This is a genomic window from Mesorhizobium sp. M7A.F.Ca.ET.027.03.2.1 (assembly GCF_003999175.1).
Lineage (GTDB): Bacteria > Pseudomonadota > Alphaproteobacteria > Rhizobiales > Rhizobiaceae > Mesorhizobium.
This window is the reverse complement of record NZ_RZOM01001245.1, coordinates 1-1,596: the sequence shown is the minus strand read 5'-3', so window position 1 is coordinate 1,596 and position 1,596 is coordinate 1. Positions and strand designations below refer to the sequence as shown.

Annotated in this window: 2 protein-coding genes and 1 pseudogene; all 3 read left to right on the top strand. The window is 67.5% G+C overall.

From position 1 onward, the window contains the following. A partial coding sequence (gene exbB, locus EN750_RS33460) for a tonB-system energizer ExbB (protein WP_127399206.1) occupies positions 1-731 on the top strand: 731 nt, incomplete at its 5' end. Between the two features lie 4 nt (positions 732-735). Beyond that, complete coding sequence (gene exbD, locus EN750_RS33455) at positions 736-1,203, top strand: TonB system transport protein ExbD (protein WP_127399205.1); 468 nt, start codon at positions 736-738, stop codon at positions 1,201-1,203. After that, positions 1,200-1,596: pseudogene (locus EN750_RS33450) on the top strand (energy transducer TonB); the annotation flags it as partial. The gene exbD and the pseudogene EN750_RS33450, both read left to right, overlap by 4 nt.

The following is a 1,596-nucleotide window of genomic DNA, read 5'->3' as shown; positions in this document are numbered from 1 at the left end:
GACCTGCGACGGCGATGGAGTTGACCTTGCCGCATGATCTGTCGCCATGGGGCATGTTCATGGCGGCCGACATTGTCGTCAAGGCGGTGATGATCGGGCTGGCCTTTGCCTCCCTCGTCACCTGGACGATATGGTTGGCCAAGTCGCTGGAGCTTTTCGGCGGCAAGCTGCGCATTCGTCGCGCCGTGCGGGCGATCGGCGAGGCCGCCACGCTGAAGCAGGCCAGCCGTACCCTTGACCGCAGCGGCGGTCCCGGCGCGCTGCTGGTGCGGGCGGCCGAGGAGGAGACCGCACTCTCGGCCGGCGCGCTCGATCATGTCTCGGGCGACGGCCTCAAGGAACGGGTCACGTCGCGCCTGTCGCGCATCGAGGCGGCGGCGGCGCGGCGCATGTCGCGCGGCACCGGCGTGCTGGCGACGATCGGCTCGACCGCGCCCTTCGTCGGCCTGTTCGGCACTGTCTGGGGCATCATGAACGCCTTCATCGGCATCTCGCAGGCGCAGACCACCAATCTCGCTGTGGTCGCGCCGGGCATCGCCGAAGCGCTGCTGGCCACCGCGATGGGCCTGGTCGCGGCCATACCGGCCGTCGTCATCTACAACGTCTTTGCCCGCTCGATAGCCGGCTATCGGCAGATCCTCGCCGATGCTGCCGCCGGGGTCGAACGGCTGGTCAGCCGCGACCTCGACTTCCGCACCGTCGCGCCGGCAACGCCACTGGCGGCGGAGTAGCGCCATGGGAAGCAGAATCCGACAGACCATTGATGACGATCTCGAGGAAAGCCACGAGATCAACGTCACCCCGTTCATCGATGTCATCCTGGTGCTGTTGATCATCTTCATGGTCGCGGCGCCGCTGGCCACGGTGGATGTCAATGTCGACCTGCCTGGTTCGACGGCAACGCCCGCGCCGAGGCCCGAGACACCGCTGTTCCTGACGCTGAAGGACGATCTGACGCTGGCGATCGGCAATGACAGCGTGCCGCGCCCGGCTTTCGCCACGACGCTGGACGCCAAGACCAAGGGCGACAAGCAGACACGCATCTTCCTGCGCGCCGACAAGGCGGTCGCCTATGGCGACCTGATGGAGGCGATGAACCTATTGCGCGGTGCCGGCTATCTGAAGATCGCGCTGGTCGGCCTGGAGACGGCTCCCGCGTCCAATTCTCCGGCGCCCGCAGCCACGGGTGCGGCGGCGCCATGACGCAGGCGGTCGCCGTGCCCTCGGTCCAGCTGTCGCGCTTCGGTTGGCGCGACCTTGGCTTGTGGGCCGGCGCTGCCGCGCTGGTCCTTGGAGCCCATGTCGCGGTCGCCTATGCAGTGCAGAACCTCACAATGGTCACCGAAGCGGATGGCGGTCCACCCCCCGCGCAGATGATCGAGATGACACCGATGGTGGTGATGCCGGCCGTGAAAGAACAGGTCGCCGCGCTGGACGCGGTGACGCCAGATCAGACCGAACCGACACCGACGACCGAGCCGACACCTGAAGAACCGGTCGAAAAGGCGGAGCCGGTTGTCGAGCCGCCGGAAGCGGTCGCGCCCGACGAGGCCGAACCCACCCGGACCGAACCTACCCAGGCCGAAACGGCTGAAC

Excerpts from the sequence above, each read along its gene's own strand:
- exbD (WP_127399205.1), top strand. The coding sequence starts at position 736 with ATGGGAAGCAGAATCCGACAGACCATTGATGACGATCTCGAGGAAAGC.